General features: G+C 52.6%; 19 protein-coding genes. 8 read left to right on the top strand and 11 right to left on the bottom strand.

The features are described from left to right. Window positions 1-140: 140 nt before the first annotated feature. Window positions 141-1,208, bottom strand: a complete 1,068-nt coding sequence (locus BUB27_RS15265) for a hypothetical protein (protein WP_143184725.1) — start codon at window positions 1,206-1,208, stop codon at window positions 141-143. A gap of 348 nt (window positions 1,209-1,556) precedes the next feature. Here BUB27_RS15265 and BUB27_RS15270 point away from each other — a divergent pair, with 348 nt between their 5' ends. The 5 genes from BUB27_RS15270 (at window position 1,557) to BUB27_RS15290 (ending at window position 4,497) form a co-directional block, all read left to right on the top strand. Next, window positions 1,557-2,036 carry a low molecular weight protein arginine phosphatase gene (locus tag BUB27_RS15270; RefSeq protein WP_143184726.1) on the top strand — a complete coding sequence of 160 codons (480 nt, stop codon included), beginning with the start codon at window positions 1,557-1,559 and terminating at the stop codon, window positions 2,034-2,036. Window positions 2,037-2,130: 94 nt separating this feature from the next. Further along, the gene (gene nuoB / locus BUB27_RS15275; RefSeq protein WP_143184727.1) at window positions 2,131-2,682 is read left to right on the top strand and encodes an NADH-quinone oxidoreductase subunit NuoB; all 552 of its coding nucleotides are present in this window, start codon (window positions 2,131-2,133) and stop codon (window positions 2,680-2,682) included. Window positions 2,683-2,714: 32 nt separating this feature from the next. Continuing rightward, a complete protein-coding gene (locus tag BUB27_RS15280; RefSeq protein WP_143184728.1) occupies window positions 2,715-3,278 on the top strand; it encodes an NADH-quinone oxidoreductase subunit C in 564 nt (187 codons plus the stop codon). Window positions 3,279-3,358: 80 nt separating this feature from the next. Further along, window positions 3,359-4,138 (top strand): rhomboid family intramembrane serine protease, encoded by a 780-nt coding sequence (locus BUB27_RS15285; RefSeq protein WP_143184729.1) that lies wholly within the window; start codon window positions 3,359-3,361, stop codon window positions 4,136-4,138. 59 nt (window positions 4,139-4,197) lie between these two features. Next, window positions 4,198-4,497, top strand: a complete 300-nt coding sequence (locus tag BUB27_RS15290; protein ID WP_143184730.1) for a Dabb family protein — start codon at window positions 4,198-4,200, stop codon at window positions 4,495-4,497. Window positions 4,498-4,581: 84 nt separating this feature from the next. Here the strand turns inward: BUB27_RS15290 and BUB27_RS15295 are convergent, their stop codons facing one another. Together BUB27_RS15295 and BUB27_RS15300 are read right to left on the bottom strand one after the other, a co-directional pair. After that, a complete protein-coding gene (locus tag BUB27_RS15295) occupies window positions 4,582-5,481 on the bottom strand; it encodes a sugar phosphate isomerase/epimerase family protein (RefSeq protein WP_143184731.1) in 900 nt (299 codons plus the stop codon). A 102-nt stretch (window positions 5,482-5,583) separates the two neighbouring features. After that, entirely contained in the window at window positions 5,584-6,402 is an 819-nt protein-coding gene (locus BUB27_RS15300; RefSeq protein ID WP_143184732.1) for a cupin domain-containing protein, read from the bottom strand. A 37-nt stretch (window positions 6,403-6,439) separates the two neighbouring features. Here BUB27_RS15300 and BUB27_RS15305 point away from each other — a divergent pair, with 37 nt between their 5' ends. After that, window positions 6,440-6,970, top strand: coding sequence for a cob(I)yrinic acid a,c-diamide adenosyltransferase (locus tag BUB27_RS15305; RefSeq protein ID WP_143184733.1), 531 nt, complete (start codon window positions 6,440-6,442; stop codon window positions 6,968-6,970). Between the two features lie 117 nt (window positions 6,971-7,087). Here the strand turns inward: BUB27_RS15305 and BUB27_RS15310 are convergent, their stop codons facing one another. The 8 genes from BUB27_RS15310 to BUB27_RS15345 form a co-directional block, all read right to left on the bottom strand. Continuing rightward, window positions 7,088-7,747, bottom strand: a complete 660-nt coding sequence (locus BUB27_RS15310; protein ID WP_143184734.1) for a PEP-CTERM sorting domain-containing protein — start codon at window positions 7,745-7,747, stop codon at window positions 7,088-7,090. 16 nt (window positions 7,748-7,763) lie between these two features. Continuing rightward, entirely contained in the window at window positions 7,764-8,858 is a 1,095-nt protein-coding gene (locus BUB27_RS15315) for a TIGR02597 family protein (protein WP_159434996.1), read from the bottom strand. 356 nt (window positions 8,859-9,214) lie between these two features. Further along, a complete protein-coding gene (sufD, locus tag BUB27_RS15320; RefSeq protein ID WP_143184736.1) occupies window positions 9,215-10,501 on the bottom strand; it encodes a Fe-S cluster assembly protein SufD in 1,287 nt (428 codons plus the stop codon). A 55-nt stretch (window positions 10,502-10,556) separates the two neighbouring features. After that, window positions 10,557-10,961: a GxxExxY protein gene (locus BUB27_RS15325; RefSeq protein WP_143184737.1), complete on the bottom strand. Its 405-nt coding sequence runs from the start codon at window positions 10,959-10,961 to the stop codon at window positions 10,557-10,559. 58 nt (window positions 10,962-11,019) lie between these two features. Continuing rightward, on the bottom strand, window positions 11,020-12,459 hold the full coding sequence (gene sufB, locus BUB27_RS15330) for a Fe-S cluster assembly protein SufB (protein WP_143184738.1): 1,440 nt from the start codon (window positions 12,457-12,459) through the stop codon (window positions 11,020-11,022). A 104-nt stretch (window positions 12,460-12,563) separates the two neighbouring features. Then, on the bottom strand, window positions 12,564-13,313 hold the full coding sequence (gene sufC, locus BUB27_RS15335) for a Fe-S cluster assembly ATPase SufC (protein ID WP_143184739.1): 750 nt from the start codon (window positions 13,311-13,313) through the stop codon (window positions 12,564-12,566). A gap of 68 nt (window positions 13,314-13,381) precedes the next feature. Further along, a complete protein-coding gene (locus BUB27_RS15340; RefSeq protein WP_143184740.1) occupies window positions 13,382-13,786 on the bottom strand; it encodes a Fur family transcriptional regulator in 405 nt (134 codons plus the stop codon). 160 nt (window positions 13,787-13,946) lie between these two features. Beyond that, window positions 13,947-15,224, bottom strand: coding sequence for an SHD1 domain-containing protein (locus BUB27_RS15345; protein ID WP_143184741.1), 1,278 nt, complete (start codon window positions 15,222-15,224; stop codon window positions 13,947-13,949). A gap of 82 nt (window positions 15,225-15,306) precedes the next feature. Between BUB27_RS15345 and hpt the strand changes: the two genes are divergently transcribed. Beyond that, complete coding sequence (gene hpt, locus BUB27_RS15350) at window positions 15,307-15,831, top strand: hypoxanthine phosphoribosyltransferase (RefSeq protein ID WP_143184742.1); 525 nt, start codon at window positions 15,307-15,309, stop codon at window positions 15,829-15,831. Between the two features lie 31 nt (window positions 15,832-15,862). After that, the gene (locus BUB27_RS15355) at window positions 15,863-16,981 is read left to right on the top strand and encodes an LOG family protein (protein WP_143184743.1); all 1,119 of its coding nucleotides are present in this window, start codon (window positions 15,863-15,865) and stop codon (window positions 16,979-16,981) included. Window positions 16,982-17,043: the final 62 nt, after the last annotated feature.

Here is a 17,043-nt window from a genome sequence, read left to right on the forward strand (position 1 = left end):
AGTGTCGTGTTTGTTCTGTGTGGATTCCCCAAATCAATGGTTGTCATAGGGGATATGGAACTTACAACACTGTGAGAGACAGGTGACAAAAAGATAGCTGCTGATGACTATGCCTACAAGAGACGTGGTTAATGGGATTGCTATGACAGGTTTTTGAGGCTGTTGCCAGGTATCCAGGTCGATTCGATAATCGTTTCGTCGATTTTGTCTGGATGCTCACCTCGATTGAGTAGGTAGTCGAGGACTGCTGGCATATGCGCCAGGCTGTTATTCTTGATACGCGCGATACTGGGGCAGAGGTGATTAAAATGAGGATCTTCAGAGATTGAGATGAGGGATACCTCATCGGGAACTTTGATCCCTGCATTTAGTAGGAACGAGGAGGCCATCAAGTACTGGAAGAAATTGCCCACGATAATGCAGCTGGGTGGGGTGTGGCTGAATAGTTTGGCCAGGCCTGCATGATAATCTTCGGGGCCGTTCCCGTGGATGGAAGGCAAATGGTAAGTAGGTGAGAAGTGCATCCGCTGAGACTCAAAGAAGGGAATGAGTTCAGCTGTCATGCGCTCAATGACGGAGGCGCTTTTATTCCACAGAGGATTAGACACTCGCATGTGACCAGCCTCCCAGGCTTGCCGGAACCCTGAGGAGATCAGGTGAAAGTAACTGACATTGTAACGTTTGATGTTTGGGCTGGAACAACCCAAGCCTATGGTGCGGATACCCATTTTCTGGATGGCTTCACTGACTTTGGCTTCCAGTGAAACAGTGATGACTCCTTTGGGGCGGATGTCTCGAAGGATGATTTTTAGGTCCTGAAGTCTTCTTGGGAGGACAAGGTACTCGGCCTGGAGGTTTTCACGGCTACAGAGCTTGCTGAAAGCCTTGAAGCGCTCCCGGTTGAGGTAGTTGGTGTCAGGGAGAGATCTGTCGCAAATGTAAAGGATTCTGCCGACGCCTAGCCCTCTGGATTTGGCTTGGTCTCTGAGGGCTTTTTGATTGATCTCTCGGCGCATTCCCCGCTGGGCGGGGAGAAGGATTTGCAGCTGCTCCAGGTGATCAAGTGCACGCTCTACGGTGATTCGGCTGACTTGGTATTTTTTGCCGAGAGCCTGTACTCCGGATAAGTACCTGCAGGGCTCGCGGGTGAGGTCTTCGATGAGAGCCTCGGCGAGATTCTGCCAGCGGTAGAGGTGTTGCAGCTGCATAGCTACTTCTATAGCGGATGAGGTGTGTGCGGCAAAGGTTTTGCGATTGCTTCTGAAAGAGACGTTTCTCAAAAGAAGAAAACCCTCCCGTCCCAAGGAACGAGAGGGTCACTTTGTGTTCTGCTCTCTTTACACACAAAAATGATTCACAGCACAGTCGCCAAATTTACACGCATATACTCAGGCTCCTGCATTTGCTGTTGCTCATTGATAGTTGATATCACAGGGATTTGCAAAAAATTGCAGTGAGCTTGTGATGGTTCAATTTATATACCAGTTCGGATGAAGTGGTCGGAAATGAAGCTTGGGCTTGCATACTGGCTGACGTGATTTCATGTTTCCAGCGTTATGGGAAAGCAGAAGAAAGTCTTGTTTGTCTGTACGGGGAATACATGCCGTAGTCCAATGGCCGAAGGGCTGTTCCGTAAAGCCGTGGGCGGCCGTGGTGACTACGTGGTATTGGGCTCTGCAGGAGTGTCTGCTTTTGATGGTGACCGGATCAGCCAAGATACCCAGATCGAGCTGAAGAAGCGCGGTGCAGAGATGAAGGAGTTTGCCAGCCGCATGGTGACCGAAGAGATGCTCAAAGATGCCACCCATGTATTTGCCATGACGGAGGCTCATCTGCACATGCTGGTGAGTGCTTTCCCTGAATATCAGGATAAATGCCACTTGGTCTGTGACTTTATTGAGATCGATGGCCAGGCTGGGCTCGATGTGCCAGATCCGATCGGCATGGGGCCACGGGCTTATCGGGCTGTCGGTAATGTGCTCGAAGCGGCGATTCCGGCGCTGATTGGTTTCATGGATCAGCCCGAGGGGGAGTGATTTTTCGCTAAGAGTAGTTTTTACAGGGTTTAGGCTTGAGGAGTCAGGAGCGAGAGTCCATGTTCGCAGCATAGGGGATAACCCCACTTTCATTATGGTTTCTGTAGATCCCAATAGTTCCGATTTCGCCTACGATTCTAAGATCGAGGGAAACATCATTTTCACTCGCGTAGACGCCGCCATCAACTGGATGCGTAAGAACTCACTCTGGCCGATGCCGATGGGGCTTGCATGCTGCGCGATCGAGCTGATGGCTACCGCTTCTTCACGATTCGATATTTCCCGCTTCGGTGCGGAGGTGATGCGTTTCTCACCACGTCAGGCAGATGTGATGATTGTGGCTGGAACAGTGACCTACAAGATGGCTCTCGCCGTGAAGCGAATCTGGGATCAGATGCCTGAGCCCAAGTGGTGCATCGCCATGGGTGCGTGTGCCTCATCTGGCGGTATGTACCGCAGCTATGCCACCCTTCAGGGGATTGACCGCCTGATTCCTGTGGATGTGTACATTTCCGGCTGCCCTCCGCGTCCAGAGGCTCTGATTGAAGGCCTGATGAAGCTGCAGAAGAAGATTGAGGAGGAGCAATCCGCCAAAGGTCTCAAGAGCGATCCTGAGGAGGAGAAAGTACGCGGCCTCTCTATTTAACTGAATGAACGACTTTTTGTAGACGGACTATCATGAGCGAGCACGTTTCCCGTATTGAATCCAAGTTTGGCGACCAAGTCATTGGCAGCAAAGAATTTCGTGGCGAACACACCGTCATCGTAGCCCTGGATGCTCTGCACGAGGTGCTGGCATTCTGCCGTGATGAACTGGGCTACAACTTCCTGATCGATATCAGCAGTGTGGATCATGAGACTGTGCATCCACGCTTTGAGATGGTCTATGAGCTCGCTTACGTGGACAATAGTCATCACCTGCGTGTCAAAGCTCCCGTGGCCGAGGACGAGCAGGTAGAGAGTGTGGTCGATCTCTGGAAGACCGCCGACTGGCACGAGCGCGAGGTCTATGACATGATGGGAATCAAGTTTTTGAATCACCCGAACCTTAAGCGCATCCTGATGTGGGAGGGCTATCCTTACTTTCCACTGCGCAAAGAGTTTCCGCTGGCAGGCAAGCCTACCGAAATGCCGGATGTGGCGACCACGGGTGTAGCCCCTATGGAGGGCGGACCATTCGTAACCAGCTCCTGTGCGAAGTCTACGGTGGCTGGTGAGCCCCGCGCCAAAGGGGAAAGCTAAGTGTCTGAATGCAAGCCTGTCATCTTCATGACGGGCTTTATTTTTGAGCGTTTTCAAGCTCGACTTGTCTGATACACTGAGTGATCGACAAGAATGTACGTACAGTAGGGTTTTACACCCTGGAGAAAAAGCGTGCTTGGTGGCGTAAGGTTACGCTGCCTAAGCCGGGCTTTGACGTGATCACCCTGACTTGTGTAGCGCTCTTGTTGATTCATTTCGTGATCGAGCTAAAGGGGGGCGCGCTTTACTGGCGGCCGCTTTATTTTTCACTGGGCTTGTCTCATGAGGGGATCATGGCGGGTAAAGTCTGGCAATTATTCAGCTACGCCCTGTTGCACGGGAACTGGCCGCACGTGCTGGCCAATGTCTTGATGCTCTGGCTGATCGGAGGAAGGGTGCAGGCGATCATCGGGCAAAAGAAACTGGCACTGACTCTGCTGGCTGGTGTGTTTTTGGGCGGCGTGTTTCATTTGATGGCAGACCTCATGACCGGGCCTGAGGGCTGGCGTCTCTTGGTAGGGGCTTCTGGAGCGGTGATAGCTCTTTTGCTCCTGCTGACGAGTCTCTCGCCTGACTCGAAAATGTTCCCGATCCCAGTGAGTAGCCGTAATCTGGGACTAGGGGTGATGATGGCTTCTTTGCTCTTGGCTTTGATGAGGCCAAGTATGGGGGTGCCAGGTCTTTCTCAGGCGGGTCTGTGGATCAGTAGCTTGGGCTTTGAATCCATGCTCTCTCAGGTAGCGCATGCCTGTCACTTTGGAGGTGGAGTCGCCGGTTTGTTGATGGCCCGTGTCGTCTATGGGCGGAAGGTCACCTTGGAGTATCTTCAGAAACAGCGGAGAAAGCGGGAGGGGAACTAACAGGCCTCTGTCACGCTTGAGGGTTGAGTTTGTCCAAGATCTCAGGCAGGAATAGCTTTATGGAACACCATGTCTATTTCTGGCTCAAAGATGAGCACCAAAACGATCAGGATAGAGCTGCCTTTGAGGCTTCTCTGGACCAGCTTCTTAAAACCCCGAATATCGCCAGTGGTGGATGGGGGAAGCCTTCTAATACACCTGAGCGCCCTGTGACCGATAAGAGTTTTGATTACGGTCTGTACCTTCGCTTCGATTCTCTCGAGAAGCATGATGCCTATCAGGTGCATCCTGAGCACGATGTTTTCATTGATGCGAGTAAGCATCTCTGGGCAAAGGTACTGGTGATGGATGTCGATTAATCCGCTCCGGCGAATTTATTTTATGAAAAAAGCGCACCAAGGAATCTTGGTGCGCTTTTTGATGAAAGGGGAATGTGAGACAGCTTACTTGTAGTCAGCGCTGTACTTGTCACGGACCTTGAGGAGAAGCTCCTTGGTCTTTTTGATGCCTTCCTGTTCGGAGATCTTGCCGCCTTCCCATTCGATGCCTACGTGGCCGCGGTAGCCGGCGTCGAGGACGATCTTCATGGCTTTCCAGTAGTCGGTCTGGGTTTCCTCGCCCGCTTCGTTGAAGACGCGTGACTTGGCGGATACGCCCTTAGCGAATGGCATGAGTTCTTTGATGCCCTTGTAGCGGTCGTACTGGTGGAAGTTGCCAAAGTCTGGGAGTGAGCCGCAGTTTGGCATGTTGACAGCCTTGAGAACGCCTTCCACCCAAGCACCGTCAGAAGAGAGGCCGCCGTGGTTTTCCACGCAGATGCTGATATCGAAATCCTTGGCGAAGGTAGCAAGCTTGCTGAGGCCTTCGGTGACGCGCTTGGCAGCTTCCTCGCGGTTGCCGTGGCCGTGTGCGTTTACGCGGATGCTGTGGCAGCCGAGGAACTTGGCAGCTTCCACCCACTTCTTGTGGCGGTCGACAGTCTTGTCGATAGCTTCAGAGGTCTTGGCTCCGATGTGGCCTTCGCGGTCGATCATGATGAGTACGTTGGTCACGCCTTCATCAGCGGAGCGCTTCTTGAGCTCGCCGAGGTACTTCATGTCCTTGGCCTTGTCGAAGAAGAAGCCATTGACGTATTCCACGGCAGTGATGCCAAATTGCTCCTTGGAGTATTTCGGGAAATCGAGGTTGTCGAGCTTGCCGCCGTTGATGGTGCGGTGCAGGGACCACTCAGCCAGAGAGATCTCAAAAAGTGGTTTTTCTTCTTCGCCTGCCATGAGGAAGCTAGGGAAGCTTGCGGCGGCAAGAGAGCTAAGGGATGTGGTTAAGAAGTTTCTGCGGTTCATTGTATAGTATTCTAGGATTAGAGGTGTTAGGTTACTTGAAGTTCTAGGTTAAATCTGAGAGTGTGGCTAGTGGTAGTTGTGGCAGCATGAATGAAAAATTTTTTAGCGCAAGGCAGCTTCGAAGATGTCCTTCTTGCCCTCGAAGGGATCGCTATCGATGCTGAACCAGCTGGATTTCGCCGCACGCTGTGGATCATAGGGTGGGGCAAAGACGTCCACCAGCTGGGTCAGGCTATGGGCTTTCAGGGTGTGGATGTTGCGCGCCTTAGAGGTGAGGGAGGAGACCTCGCCTTTTTTCATGACCGTGTCTGCGGATTTTTTGAAGAGGAAGGTTTCATGGCCCTTGCGCACGCCGAGCATGTCGTAGTTCTGCACGGAGATTTCACCCGTTGCGCACTGGATGACGCCCGTCATGCCCGGGTGGTCATGTGGCGGGATGAACTCACCTTTCTCAAACTGGAGCAGGCAGACAGCGAAGTCGCGGTTCTTCTCCAGGTCCTCGAAGTCTACGCGGCCATTCCCGAGTCCGCGTTTGCAGTTTTCAAAGCCTTTCAGAAGTGCCGGATCTTTCAGATTGAGTCTCTTGGTGAGCTGAACAACTTGCTGGATGTAGGCTTCCTCTTTCCAGTGATCGAGGTGCTGAGTCTTGGCGACCTTGTCTACCTCGCTGAGGAAGGCATCCCAATTGATGGTGGCGTCCTTGGCCAGACGGCCGTTGCAGGCATTCGCCCGGGTGGCCAGTGAGGCGATGCTGGGTAGCGCTAATGTAAGACCCAGGAAGCCTGGGAGAGAGGTGCGTATGAATTGACGGCGGTTGTAATCATCCATGGTATTGAGAGCAGTGTTGTTTTCTTCCATTCTGAGCGTCGCCGTGCAGCAGCTCTGTCTTCTTGAGACGGAAGTACGCTTCTCATTATTCATATTTTGCAAATAAAGCCAATCTCGCTAATCTCGTCCTATGAGCATCAGTACGCGAAGGGGCGATGAAGGAATGACCGATCTTATGTTTGGCAGGCGTGTGCCTAAAACGCATCCACGTATGGCCACGCTGGGGGCTGTGGACGAGTTGAACGCGGCTCTGGGTGTCGTGAGGGCCGGTGAGGTGCCCGAGGAGCTCAGAGAGTGGGTGGATGGCGTACAGTCGCGCTTGGTCGGGCTGATGGGAGTCATTGCCACACATGAGGAGGATCACGCCAAGTATCAGGAAAAAGGCTACCAGGGGATCACTGGGGAGGATGTGAGCTGGCTGGATGATCTTGTGCAGGAGCTGGAGCAGGAGCGGCGCAATCGATTCCGCGGCTGGTCCAGGCCGGGTAAGGCCGGAGCGCTGAGTGGTGTGCAGCTGGATGTAGCCCGTACCATCGGGCGCCGTGCAGAACTCTGCAGCTGGAGTGTAGAGGATGAGGCGCTTAGCGTCGCCCGCCAGTTTCTCAACCGCCTCTCCGATGTGCTCTGGTTACTCGCCCGCGAGGGAGAGAAGCAGGGCTAGCGCTTGGCTGGGTTCTCACGGCCTCCGCTTGAGGTGCTAAATTTTGGAACACAAAAAAGCCCCGGTCCTCTGAGTGACCGGGGCTTTTATTCAATAAGATTTGAATCGAGATCCGAACTATCGGCGACGACGGAAGAGTGTCGCAAGCGCTCCAAGGCCGATCAGGGCGAAGGAGGATGGTTCTGGGATGGCAGTAACTTGGTCTGCCACGAAATCAGCTTGGGGAGTAGTGCCTCCTACGGTCGAATCTCCAAATAATATTTCAAATGTGCCATCAGTGTCTGGAATTTCAAAAGCAGGGCCACCAGGAGCAAGGTTCTGATCAGCTGTCATTCCTGTCAGGACGCCAAAATTTTCATTTGCTCCGACTGTGCCTGATAGTGAGGTAATGGACTCAAAGAAGACAAAGACGAGTGGGTCATTGTTGGAAATACCTGAGTCTTTGAGGATGTCATCAACTGCGCGTCCTACAAATTGACCGTTCGAGTCGCCATTGAACGCTGCTATTAGTTCAAAACCTCCAACGGTTATAGGTGTAGCGACAGCTGAATCGGCCTGAGGTGTTTGGGAGAGGTCAAAACCAATTAATGCAGATCCAAAAGAGCTGGTAGAAGAGTTGTCAGTGTTAACGAAAAGTAGACCTACTGCATTATCCTGAAGTGAAGTGGTCCCATCACTTTCGTAGAATGTCCCGAGTGACATTGTATAGCTGACAGCGGCAGAGCCGATAGGAGTCAATAGTAAGGCTGAAATTGCCGATATATATAAGCTTTTCATAGATGGCTTTGTGAGATTAATTGTTGTATGTTGATGGGTTTGTCCAGAATACGACGCCATTGGTGCCTTTGGCTTTGCGGATTACGATGCCTTGAGATGGGCTGATCACTTCATCTCCGACATCGCCAGAGTCACCACTCGATACAAATTTTTTCCAAGTCTGAGTTGGTCCATCAAAGTAGTATCTGGACTCTGGGTTCCTGTTTTGAGTATTTGGATCACTGTTGTCGAAGACAAATATCTGATCAAAAATACCATCAAAGCCGGAGTCCCTGGGTTCAAAATTCTTTTCAGCCCCACTAGTTATGAATCCTAGATCTTTGATTTTGACATCAATAGGTCTCGGAATTGCAACAAAGTTGTCCTGTGAGGAGGTGTCATTTACAGACAATGGTATCACGCTGTCTCCAAACATTACTGTCCCTGTTGGGCGATATGTTGTAGGGTTGGTAACACCTGCTGTGTGACGGATGATGAAATGTCTGTCAGGCCACAATATTGTATCATTTGCTGATCCACTTTTGCCTACCTCATTCCATTGATCGTTGAAGATGTAGAATTTGCGTTTGGGGTTTTTGTTTGTTCCGATTGCGTCGAAGTCAGGTAGTTGGATTGAGGAGTTTGCGGTTCCAGCAAAGACACTTGGAGCAGGTACTAGTGTAGCCTGTGTACTTGGAGGAAAGAGGGTGCCTAGAGTCCAGAATTTATAGATGGTGAACTTGTTGCCATCTTCGATCATGGTGCGGGTGGCACCAGAGGCGTCGAGGGTATCTATAGTGACGGTAGTGGCAGTATTTCCGGTGATTTGGTAAATTTCGCCTTCGAGTTGGCCGCTGGTGAAGCGGACATAGTACAAATTAGAGTATTGGTCGGTGGTGAGGCCGGAAACGTTGGCCATCGTGAATGTGGCGCTACTTCCACTGCCTGAAGGACTTCCAGAAACAGTCGTGCTGATACTGTCTGTGGTGTTTAGGAAAGGAACTGAGACAATCGTGTCCGAGTTTGGAAGGCAGGTAACGGTGTTGTAACCTACTGCTGCGGTGGTCGCCTGGCCGTGGGCCATGAATGTCAGGCCAAGCACGGAGCTAAGGGTTAGGATAGTTTTTTTCATGGTATGATTGGTTGATCGCTGAAGTTGGAGATTTAGAGGTGATTTCATGACAATGAAATCTGTGCATGAGTATAGGCGGGTACGCTACTGCACTACCTTGATAAGAATCTTTTGCATAGATGGTCATCTGGCAAGTCGAAAAGTGGGAAAGATTCTTAATCTTCTGTTAATGCTAAGTGATTTGTTGATTTTGCAACTATCTGACGATGAGTGTTTACGAGTGATTTTCGAGGAAAATGCCTTGTTGAAAATTTAGTTATGTAAATGAAAAACCGCCCTCATTGGAGGGCGGTTTGGAAGTTCGGATGATGAACACGCGTATGAAAGCGGGTTCATCTTGATTGATTGTCAGAGTCTTAGACGACGGCTTTGAATTTGGCGTCGATGTAGGCGAGGACGAGAGCTTCGAGTTCTTCGTTCTCGAGACGCTCGACCACCTCCACGGAGAATCCGCGGGCAATGAGCTGTCGGGCGACCTTTGGCTGAACACCACGGGCCTTCAGGTAGAAGATCTCCTCGTCGCTGATGGCGGCGGCGGTGGAGCCGTGTGAGCACTTGACCTGGTCGGCATTGATCTGCAGTCCTGGCATGGAGTTTGCCTCGGTGGTGTCGTCCATGAGGAGGTTGCGGCAGGTCTGGTAGGCATCCGTGTAGTGAGCGCCTTCTTCTACGGAGATGAGTCCGGAGAACACGGTCTTGGCATTGCCGTAGAGGGTGTTCTTGTATAGGAGGTCACTGTAGGTGTGCGCAGCGGAGTGGTCCTGGAAGGTGCGCTGGTCGTACTTCTGCTCGCCGGCCGGGATAGAGATGGAGAGCATGTCTGAGTGTGCGCCCGCACCACTGAGGGTGGAGAGGGACTCGTTGCGTGCCCAGATGGCGCCGACATTGAGGATGAATCCTTTGGCGTTAGCGTCTTTCTCTACCTTGGTGTTGTTGATCTGGATGATCTTGGAGGCAAGGTTGAGATCCTGGATGGCGGAGTAGTTGAGATTCGAGCCGGTGCCGGCGATGAGGTCATTCATCGCGATGCAGAGGGCTGGCTTGTCGCCTGCGGTCTTGAAGTAGTCTACCACGGTGACTTTAGCGTTGTCTTCGGTAACCACGAGAGTGTGCGGGAAAATAGCCGCGTTCTCGCCAGAGACGATGTGGTACACCTCGATCGGGAGGTCGACTTCCACGTTTTTAGGGACGTAGACGAAGAGGCCATTGCTAAGGTGTGCCTTGTGAAGGGCGGCGTACTTGGCGGAGCCAAGCTTGGTGTCACCCTGCATGAAGTATTTTTCAACGAGCTCTGCGTGCTCGTTCAGTGCGTCCGCAAGTGGGAGGCAGATCACGCCTTCCGGAAGTTCAGCCTCGGCGTGAACGAGCTCGTCGTTTGCGAAGATGAACTGGGCGGCGGTGTTCTCCAGGCCAGAGATCTCCATGTCGATATCGTCAGAGTCCACGAAACCGGCCGGGGCGAATGCGTCGAAATCAAGTTGCTTCAGATCACCAAAGCGCCAAGTTTCATCCGTACGAGATGGTTTCGGCAGCGCGCTGTAAGTCTCCCAAGCCTTAGCCTGAGCGTCGGTGAACCATGCGGGAGCTCCTTCGAGTGTGCTTGGTCGGGAGTTGGTGATGGATTGAATTTCCAATGTTTCCATTAGTCTTTTGGTTGAGCTGTTTTCTGCCACAGATTATTTAGATTTGAGACAGATTTTATTGTTTCGGGTAATTGTTCAGTTTGGAGACTCTTTTAAACTCCAGGGATTGATTTTTGAAATTGATGAGAATTCCGACTTCAAGTCCTGTGATAGCCAGATAGCTTAAGATTTGAGAGTAATGAGCCCCATTCAGGCCGTCTACAGACTTGGCTTCAACGATGACGTTGTTGGCGACAAGTAGGTCAGGGATTAATTTGCCAACTTCATTCCCACGGTAATGGACGGGGAACTCGGTTTGCTGGGAGAATGGGATGTTCTGGTGTTCGAATTCGATGCAGAGTGCGTTTTCGTAGATTTTCTCGTTGAGCCCACCTTTGAGTTCGCGGTGTACCGTCATGGCAGCACCGATGATTTGCTTGGTCAGGGCTTGATGGGGGTATTCTTTGTCAGGAAAATCCATCTACACAATCTGTCTCAAATCTAAATAATCTGTGGTTAAAAGAATCGTTTGGGTTGGGCTAGCCGACTGAGCCTTCCATTTCGAGGTCGATGAGGCGCTTGAGTTCGACGGAGTATTCCATAGGGAACTGGGATACGAGGTCGTTGACGAAGCCGTTCACGGCGAGGGACATGGCTGCCGCCTCAGAGATGCCGCGCTGCTGCATGTAGAAGAGCATTTCCTCGGATACCTGGGATACGGAGGCCTCGTGCTGGGTAACGTGCTGGTTACCGCGGACGGTGATGGCTGGGTAGGTATCGGTACGGGAGTTGCTGTTGATAAGCAGGGCGTCACACTCGGTGTTGTTCTTGCAGCCTTTGAGGTGCTTGGGAATGTGAACTTGTCCACGGTAGGTGGAGATGCCTTCACCCACGGAGATGGACTTGGATACCACGTTGGAGGTGGTGTTGTCCGCCGCGTGGATCATCTTGGCGCCGGTGTCCTGGTGCTGGCCGTTGTTCGCGAGAGCGATGGAAACCACTTCGCCGCGAGCACCTTCGCCCTTCATGACGACGCCTGGGTACTTCATGGTCAGGCGGGAGCCGATGTTACAGTCGATCCAGCGGATCTCTGCGTCTTCATGGGCAAGACCACGCTTGGTCACGAGGTTAAACACGTTGGAGGACCAGTTCTGTACGGTCACGTACTGGATCTTGGCGCCTTTCATGGCGACGAGTTCCACGACAGCGGAGTGCAGGGTAGAGGTCTCGAACTGAGGTGCGGTGCAGCCTTCCATGTACATGACCTCGGAACCTTCGTCGGCAATGATGAGAGTACGCTCGAACTGACCGAAGTTCTCGGAGTTGATACGGAAGTAGGCCTGTAGGGGCTGCTTCACTTTCACGCCCTTAGGTACGTAGATGAAGGAGCCGCCGGAGAATACTGCGGAGTTCAGTGCGGAGAACTTGTTGTCACCGGTCGGAATGACCTTGCCAAACCATGGGCGGAAGATTTCCTCGTGCTCGCGGAGGCCTTCGGTGGAGTTTACGAAGATGACGCCTTCCTTCTCGAGCTCTTCCTTCACGTTGGAGTAGGCAGCCTCTGAGTCGAACTGGGCTTCTACGCCAGCGAGGAAAGCACGCTCCTGCTCAGGGATGCCGAGGCGTTCGAAGGTTTCCTTCACGTCGTCAGGTACATCGTCCCAGCTGCGTTTCGGGCGCTCACCGTCGGAGAGGTAGTAGCGGATTTTGTCGAAATCGATGTTGTTGAGGTCGTCGGTAGCCCAGTGAGTAGGCATCGGCTTGGATTCAAACACGTCGAGTGCCTTGTGGCGGAACGCGCGGATCCAGTCCTTTTCCTTCTTAACGTCTGAAATGTAGTCGATGGTCTTGGCGTTCAGACCATAGCCGGCATCGTACTTGTGCCGCTCAGGGAAGCGGAAGTCACCCTTGGCGCGGTCGATGGAGATCGCCTCGTGGGTTTCCTGGTCGATAGTGGCTGTGTTGTCTTGGAGATCCATATGATGGTTAATGGTAAATCGTTATTGGTTAACGGGGGCTTGCGGCTCTGGGGAGCCGGACGATTTAGAAGAAGGGAGTGATTCTCTCTTCTTGATGCTGCTGCTTAGGCAGTCACTGGCTTGGTGAGGTGGTCGTAGCCTTTTTCCTCGAGTTCGAGGGCGAGCTCTGGGCCACCGGTCTTGATGATCTTACCGTCGAACATCACGTGTACTACGTCTGGCTTGATGTAGTTGAGAAGGCGCTGGTAGTGGGTGATGACGAGGAAGCCGCGCTCTTCGGAGCGGAGCATGTTGACGCCTTTGGAAACGATCTTGAGCGCATCGATATCGAGGCCGGAATCGGTCTCATCGAGGATGCAGTACTTAGGATCGAGCATCATCATCTGGAGAATTTCGTTACGCTTCTTCTCACCGCCAGAGAAGCCTTCGTTGACGGCGCGGGAAGTGAACTTGCGGTCCATTTCCAGTGCGTCCATCTTCGCGTAGAGGTCCTTGTAGTAGGCTACTGCGTCGATTTCTTCACCTTCTGGAAGGCGAGCGGAGAGGGCAGCGCGGATGAAGTTGGCGTTGGATACACCTGGGATTTCCATTGGGTACTGGAAGGCGAGGAAGACACCCGCGCGGGAGCGCTCGTCTACTTCCATCTCAAGGAGGTCTTCACCGTCCATGGTGATGGAACCACCAGTGACTTCGTAGTCTTCGTGACCAGCGATGATCTTGGAAAGGGTGGACTTACCGGAACCGTTTGGACCCATGATGGCGTGCACCTGGCCCTTAGGGATTTCCAGGTCAAGGCCCTTGATGATCTCAGTGTCACCGATCTTGGCGTGAAGGTCTTTGATGATGATGGACATAGCGAAGTGTAATTCGTTGTTGGTTGTTCGTGTGTAGGTTGGTTTGCCTCTGTACTGAGGCGAAATGCTTATTTCTTTGAAATGGTGCCGTGGAGGGTGATATCCAGATTCGTGATGGTGGCGTTCTCCGGGAGATCCAGAAAATCGGCGAGGTTGACTCCCTTCTTGAACTGGATGTCGTGGATGCGGCCGGTGGCGTCATCATAGAAATGCCCGTGTTCCGTCAGGTTCGGGCAGTAGCGGGATGACTCACGCTCGAAATTCACCTGTTTCACCGCGCCGTGTTCTACAAGTGCTTCGAGGCAGTTGTAGACTGTGGCTAGCGAGGTGCCGGGTGCGCGCACCTGGACGCGATCGAATACTTCCGATGCGGTAGGATGGTCGCGGTGCTCCATGAGTACACGGTAAACCTCCTGACGCTGCTTGGTCATGCGCAGGCCGGGGATGTTTAGTGTGTGATTTTCGTGATTCATGGGCACGCGGGAAGCTAGCCTCGCCAGAGACGGGTTCAAGCCTTAATTTAGAATTATTCTAAATAAGTGATCTGGGGTAAGGCTGCGGCGTAGTGCTAGCTATCGCGCTGATAATCAAGTCAATATTCCATAAAATAGGAAGAAAGGGGGCGCTGATAACTTAGACTGTCTTGTCAGCAATGGCTTTGAGTGTGTCCTCGATGATGGGAACTCCAGTGTATTTCTTCAGGAGTTTGTCTACAGCCTTGATGACTTTCGGGTCACTGTGTTTCATTTTAGATCCTGAGCCAAAGCCGGAGAGGACGTCCTCTGAGAGATCATTGATGTCTTGCAGAGCCTCGTAATAGAGGACGTTGGTTTTCTCTTTGCCGAGTTCATCTGAAATGCTCTCAATGGCGGCTTTGTTTTTGCTGGTGGGCTCGTATTCAGACAGCAAGAGCTTGGCTGTGGCGTAGGCCCGGTAGGGTTCCTTGGCCTTGAGTTCGTTGATCCAGCTGAGCATGGAAACTTCAAAGTCGGCAGCCTCGTCCATGTGGTCTTTCTGTTCCCGGGCGAGGTAGCGTGTCTGCAGCCAGATCATGCCATCGATCATGAGCCACTTCGGAGAGACGCCGTGGCCGCCGGGGTGCATGCGGTGAATGGCCTTCTTGCCTAGTTTCTTGTTGGCATGGGCAGAGGTGTAGCGGTTGTAATCCTTGCCGCCGCCGATGATGAAGTAGTCCTTGCCTTTGGGGTCATGGCCATCCGGAATGTAGCCGACGTTTGGCATGGCTCCTGTGCATTTGTTCTCGGCGCTGTTGGCAAAGGCCGTAGCACCGCCGCCGGAGTTGCCCATGAAGTAGGTGCGTTCTTTCTCTACAGGAAGAGTTTCATAGATGTGCTCGAGGCAGGACTGGCACTTCTTGAGGTTGTCCTGAAAGTCGTTCTTGTTTTTGGATTCCACGGAGATGGCGAGAATCCAGCCGCAGGTTTCGGCTCCTTCGGAAATGGTATTCAGGAGGTTTTTGTTTCCACCGCCGGAGTGGGTGTAGAACATCAGTGGTGCCTTGCGGCCTTGCTTGAGTGACTTCGGCAAGTAGAGCAAATAGTGGGCTCCGTTGCTTGCCTCGATCGGGCCGACAACTTCACCTTGCGGGTGTGGGAGGTCGGTAGCGGGTTGTGAGTCCGAGCCGGATGGCTTGCTGGCCTCAGCGATCTCGGCCTCGAAATGCTTGTGGATGAAGTCCTGGTCTTCCTGGATGAAGATAGTGATGGGAACCTTGACGGTTTTGCCGTCGTCTTTCTTCATGACGACTTTATCCCCTTCAATGGAGGTGATGCTGGCATTGACAGTTTTACCGTTGGAAGCCGTCCAGAGGCGTTGCTCAGTGGGGGCGGCGTTGATTTGGGTAGAGAGTAGGAGGAGCGAGAGTAGGTAGGTTTTGGAGCGCAAAAGCATAATCCATACTAAGTCAGGTAGGATTCTACTCGGCAAGATATTTTAGGGTGGGCAGATGTTTTTTGAGTCGTTAATGGTTTATATGCACAAGAGCATCGACAAGGTTTTGATTACTGAGGAGGCTATCCGTGAGCGTCTGGATACTGTGGCCAAGCAGGTGATGGAGGATTTTCAGGCGGAGGAACTCGTGGTGGTGGCCTTGCTCAAGGGGGCCTTGGTGTTCGCCGCAGATATGTGCCGCAGGATGCCGGTTCCCTTGATCATCGAGACCGTGAATGTGGCCAGCTACCACGGCGGTACAGAGAGCTCGGGTAAGGTGAAGTTTCTGGATGCTGGGATGCCTGACGTCGGCGGGAAGAAAGTGTTGGTGATGGATGATATCCTGGACACGGGTTTGACCATGGATGCGGTGATTCGGGAGCTGCTAGAGGCGGGGGCCGAGGAGATTCGCAGCTGTGTGCTGCTGAGCAAACGCAAGCAAAGATCCGTGGAGTGCGAGGCCGACTACGTGGCTTTTGAAATCGATGACGAGTTTGTGGTTGGCTATGGCCTTGATTACCAAGGACTCTATCGGAACCTCCCCTATGTAGGGGTTTTGAAGGTGTAATTTTTCAGAATCGGGTGTAGAGCTAGAGTGTATGAGATGTTCGATTGTTAGGGAGCTGGATAGGCTGGATGATTTTCTTCAACAGAAGGGGCAGTTGCACTGCGCCGTTGTGCAGGGGCTGGATTTCAATGGGGTTGAGATAGACTGGCAGCGCCTGGATTGTCAGGGAGCCGTGTTTCTAGGGTGTCATTTCCCGGTGGAGGTGACTGCAGAGTTTCTGGCGGCCAAAGGAGCTTTAGTATTTCCGAAGATTCCAGGCCTTCCCTATGAAACCTACCGTAACCGGCTCTACTCGCGTGCCGAGCTGATGAAGGGGTGGACTCCTCTGCATGACCGCAGTAAGGACAAGATCATCTATGATCACTTTGTAGCACGCGGAAAGGGGCGTCCGGATATTCTGGAGTCGCTCGCTCAGCGTTTGCACGACCATGCCATTGATGATGCTTTACAGGATCTGTTAGAGGGGCGCGTGGAAGAGGGTGGGAAGAAAAAGGTCATCGGCATCATGGGCGGGCATAGCACGGCGCGTGATGATGAGTATTATAAGAAGGTGGTCCGCTTGGCCAGAGACCTCAGTAAGGAGGGCTACTTCATCGCCAGTGGCGGTGGACCAGGAACGATGGAGGCGGCGAACCTTGGGGCCTGGTTGAAAGATGTGGATGATCAGGGCTTGGAGGAAGTCTTTGCCATTCTGGCGAAGTCTCCACGCTACACGGATGAGGGATACATGGAGGCAGCGCAGGATGTGCTGGATCTCTACCCGCACGGTGGCTCCAGCCTGGCTGTGCCAACCTGGTTCTATGGGCACGAACCTACCAACCTCTTCTCCGCGCACATCGCCAAGTATTTCTCCAATAGCATTCGCGAGGATGGTCTGTTAGCTATTGCGGATCAGGGAGTCATCTTTGCTCCGGGGAGTGCTGGCACTACCCAAGAGATATTCATGGATGCCACACAAAACCACTACGTGACTTTTGATGAGATCAGCCCGATGATTTTCCTTGGCGTCAAGCGCTACACGGAGGAGACCATGCTCTATCCATGTATCCAGAACCTCTCGGAAGGCAGGAAGTACGCTGAATACCTTCTCTGTACGGATGAGGTGGCAGAGGCGGTGCAGTTCATCAAAGACCACCCGCCTATCAGATAAACAAGATTCTAAAAAACAGCCCGGTAGATGAAGCATCTTACCGGGCTTTCTCTTGGTCGTGA

Source organism: Rubritalea squalenifaciens DSM 18772 (assembly GCF_900141815.1).
Classification (GTDB): Bacteria; Verrucomicrobiota; Verrucomicrobiia; order Verrucomicrobiales; family Akkermansiaceae; genus Rubritalea; species Rubritalea squalenifaciens.